Origin of the sequence: Micromonospora cabrerizensis (assembly GCF_022230955.1) — a bacterium.
Lineage (GTDB): Bacteria > Actinomycetota > Actinomycetes > Mycobacteriales > Micromonosporaceae > Micromonospora > Micromonospora cabrerizensis.
Genome location: NZ_JAKKFI010000105.1, coordinates 1 through 3,818, shown reverse-complemented (window position 1 = coordinate 3,818; position 3,818 = coordinate 1). Strand labels below are relative to the sequence as shown.

Genomic DNA, 3,818 nt, shown 5'->3' with positions numbered 1-3,818 from the left:
ACAGGCCCCGGCCGGGGCCTGTCGGGCCGGCCGGGGCCTGTCGGGCCGGCCGGGGCCTGCCGGGCCGGCCGGGGCCTGCCGGGCCGGCCGGGGCCTGCCGGGCCGGCCGGTCGGGTCTTTTCGGGTCTGCCTTGCGGGTCTGTCGGTCGGGTCCTTCGGCTCGCCGACGGGTGATCGACTCGGTTTTCTGGAAGTCGCGGTGTCCGGGCCGCGCGGATGGCCCGGTTTTCAGGAAGCGGAGTCGATCATCACGGTGATGGCGCGGGTTTCAGGAACCCGAGTCGATCACCCGATGGCGGCCGGGTGAACGACGCGGCAGCGACCGAACCCGACGGGTCAGCGGCCCAGCGCCAGCAGCAGCACGGTGGTGACCACCCCGGCGCCGAGGACCACGGTGATCGGCTGGGGGCCGAGCATCGCGTGCCGGCGGTCGGCCAGCACCCGCGCCGGCACCAGGCCGATCAGCGGCCCGAGCAGCGTCACCACCAGTGCGAGCACCGGCATTCCGACCGCGAGGTCGCCGCCGTACCCGACGCCGAGCGCACGGGCGCCGGCCCCCAGCGCGTACGCCAGCACGGCGCCGGCCACCCCGCAGAGCGCCAGCAGCGGGTTGACCGACCCGGGCAGCTCACCCGGCTGCCCGGCGCGGTCTAGCAGGTCGCGGACCTTGGCGAGCAGCAGGACGGGGTCGGTGGCGGGGGTGCCGTTCGCGGGTGCGGGTGGCCCACCGAGGCGGCGGGCACCGAGGCGCGAGCGCACCTGCTGCCACAGGTGGGCCACCTCGGCGTCGACGCGTTCCTGCTGCTCGCGGGCGGCGACCAGCTCCTCCTCGGCGTACTGGAGCTGCTCGGCGGCGTCGGCGACGGCCCTCTCGGCCGCGGCGCACTGCCGCTCGTACCAGGTGTGCGCCTCGGCGCGCTGCTCGCCCACGCGCGCGGTCAGGTCGGCCAACCGCCGGAGCTGCGCCGTGTACGTCTCACTGGTCACCGGTTCGTTCATCGCGACGGACCATAAGGGATGATCACTTGTCCGGTGCGGTGCACCGCCCGGTCGAAGAAGAGGCCCCGCCAGGGGCGGGGATACCAGTCCGGGCCGCCGGTGCCCGGGTAGAGCGAGGAGCCCAGCTCGCCGCCGTGGGTGTCCAGCGCCACCCAGGCGCCGATCTGGTCGGTCCGCGCCGCCGGCCCACCGAGGTCGGCACGCATCCGTGCCACGCCCCGCCACCAGGCCAGCACGTGCGTGCGTCGCTCCGGCCCGTCGTGCAGGATCCGGCGCAGCTGCTCCAGCCCGGTACGCCGACCCGCGCGGGCGGCCAGCGCGCCGGCTGCCGCGTCGACCGCGAACAGCAGCAGGTAGTGCGGGCTCCCCGGGCCGGTCAGCCCGTCGGCCGTCTCGGCCATCAGCTCGCCGACGGTCTCCTCGTCGTACCAGGCGGCGTCGTCGGCCAGGTCGTCGTAGAGGGCACGGGCGATCGGGTCCGCGTCCGGGTCGAGGCAGGCGATGGAGAACCGGGCGGTGCCCGGCGGGTGCTGGCGGGCCAGCGAGCGGGCCGCCGCGTCCAGCACCGCGCACGCCTCGTCCACCCGGGTGCCCAGCACGGCCAGGTTGCGCCCGGGGGCGCGCGGCAGCCGCAGCGCCGCCGAGCGGGACTGCACGTCGATGATCTCGCCGAGCAGGGCCACCGGGCTGCGGGGAACGCTTCCGTCCGAGGGCGCGGCGAGCGTACGGAAGTCCGGGGCGTCTGCCAGCCGGGGAATGGCGTCGCCGTCGAAGAGCCGGGCCGGCGCCGCGTCGGCCGGGCGCATCCGCCACAGCCGGTGCTGCAACCCGCTCCACGTCTCCCAGTCGCTGGCCGACGGGATCCGGGCGACCTCGTTGCCCTCCACCATGCCCGACTCGGCGTTGACCACCGCGTGCCAGCGGGGCAGCGACTGCGCCGCGTCGTTGCGTTCGGCGAGGATCCGCAGCGCCTTGGGCAACGCGATGCGCAGGGTGAACTGGGCGACCAGCGCCGGGCGGCCCCACAGGGCCTCGATGCCCCGCACGTCCTGCGAGGCGAGCACCAGGTGGATGCCCTGGGACCGGCCGCGCCGCGCCAGGTCCTCCAGCAGGTCGGCCGACTCCCGGGCGACCACGTCCCGGCCGGCCAGCAGCATCTGGAACTCGTCGACCACCGCGACGATCCGTGGCCAGTGCCCGGTCGGGTCTACGGCCCGCAGCTCGGCCAGCTTGGTCACCTCGTGCTTCTTGGCCGCGTCGGCGCGTCGGCGCAGCTCCTCGGCGAGGAACCGCAGCAGGGCCAGGCCGAACTCCCGGTCGGTGTTGACGTTGATCCCGACCAGGCGCATGTGCGGCAGCCAGCTCGGGTCGCGCCGGCCCTGCGCGAACCGCGCGAAGGACACCCCCTCCTTGAAGTCCAGCAGGTAGAACTCCAGCTCGGCGGGGGAGTAGCGGGCGGCGAGAGCGCCGATCCACGCGAAGATCAGGTTGGTCTTGCCGGTGCCGGACGGCCCGCCGATCAGCGCGTGCGGTGGATAGTCGCCCAGCGTCAGCCGCACCGGCCGGCCCTGTGGCCCCTCACCGATCGGTGCGGTCAGCCCGTCGGCGGAGTCCTCCCGCCACATCAGCTCCGGCGGGGGCAGCAGGTCCGCGAACGGGGTCGGCGGTGGGCCCGCGTTCACCCGGGCGGCGATCTCCCGGCAGGTCTCGGTGACCAGCGTCGCCGGTGGCGGTGGATCGAGGCGGACCGGCAGCCCGGCCGACCCGCCGATGCGCGCGCCGGACATCCCGGCCACCACCCGCGTCACCGTCGGGTCCTCGGGCAACGGCACACCGTGGACCACCAGATGCACTCCGCAGGCCGCGCCGGCGCGTACCACCCGGTCCAGTTGTCCGCGCTCGTGTCGGTTGAGCTCGTCACCACCGAGCAGCACCGCCACCCGCCACGGTTCGGGTCGTCGGCCGGTCGCCGCTGCCAGCTCGCGCAGCGACGCGTACTCGCCGGCGAGCACCGTCTCGTTGATCCGGCGGATCTGCTCCACCAGGTCGTCCAGCAGTGGGCCCAGTCCGCCGGGGCCGACGAAGGTGAGCAGCCCCGCCGTGCCCAGCGGCGCGAAACCGGCGAGGCCGCCGCCGAGCTGCTCCGGGTCGTACCCGACCAGCCGTACCGCGCCCGGGTCGGCGCGGCCGGCGGCCCGCAACAGCAACGCGGACACCACCGCGTCGCAGCCGGCACGATCGTCGCCGGACAGGTGTACGTGCCCGGCGTCGAGCAGCGGCACCAGCGCGGGCACCGGGTCGACGTCGTCGATCCGGACCGTGCCGACCCGCAGCGCGCCGGGTGGCTCCGCGCGCCGGGCGGGTGTTGGTGCCCACCCCGCCCAGTCGGCCCCCGCGCAGCCCGGCGCCTCCTGTCGGGCCGCGTCGGCGGCGCGCCGGGCCAGCTCGGCGATCCGGGCGGAGTAGCGGGCGTCGATCTCGGCGACGCGACGATCCCGTTGGGCGCCCACCCGGGCCGGTACGGCGGCGGCCGCCCGCTGGACCCGGGCCAGGCGTTCCCGCCCGGCGGTCAGCTCGGCCTGGGCGGCCGACAGGCGGGTACGGGTCGCCCCCAACGCCTCGGCGAGGGTGTCCCGGACCCGGCTGGCCAACTGGCCGCGCCGGTCAGCCATCGGAGCCCCGTCGGGTCGGCGCGTCCCGCCACGGGCTACCCGATCGCGGCGGCACGCCACCGGGACGCGGCGGCACGCTGTCCGAGCGCGGCGGCACGCCACCGGGACGCGGCGGCACGCTGTCCGATCGCGGCGGCACGCCACCGG

The 3,818-nt window shown here is 76.2% G+C and carries 2 protein-coding genes and 1 pseudogene; 1 reads left to right on the top strand and 2 read right to left on the bottom strand.

All coding sequences use genetic code 11. From position 1 onward, the window contains the following. Window positions 1–307: pseudogene (locus tag LADH09A_RS27845) on the top strand (hypothetical protein); the annotation flags it as partial. Window positions 308–336: 29 nt separating this feature from the next. On the opposite strand, the gene LADH09A_RS27840 reads toward LADH09A_RS27845, so the two are convergent. Beyond that, window positions 337–999 carry a hypothetical protein gene (locus tag LADH09A_RS27840; RefSeq protein WP_238648633.1) on the bottom strand — a complete coding sequence of 221 codons (663 nt, stop codon included), beginning with the start codon at window positions 997–999 and terminating at the stop codon, window positions 337–339. Continuing rightward, window positions 996–3,671 (bottom strand): FtsK/SpoIIIE domain-containing protein, encoded by a 2,676-nt coding sequence (locus tag LADH09A_RS27835; protein ID WP_238648631.1) that lies wholly within the window; start codon window positions 3,669–3,671, stop codon window positions 996–998. Before LADH09A_RS27835 ends, LADH09A_RS27840 begins: the two co-directional genes overlap by 4 nt. Between the last annotated feature and the right edge of the window lie 147 nt (window positions 3,672–3,818).

Excerpts from the sequence above, each read along its gene's own strand:
- LADH09A_RS27840 (WP_238648633.1), bottom strand. The coding sequence starts at position 999 with ATGAACGAACCGGTGACCAGTGAGACGTACACGGCGCAGCTCCGGCGG.
- LADH09A_RS27835 (WP_238648631.1), bottom strand. The coding sequence starts at position 3,671 with ATGGCTGACCGGCGCGGCCAGTTGGCCAGCCGGGTCCGGGACACCCTC.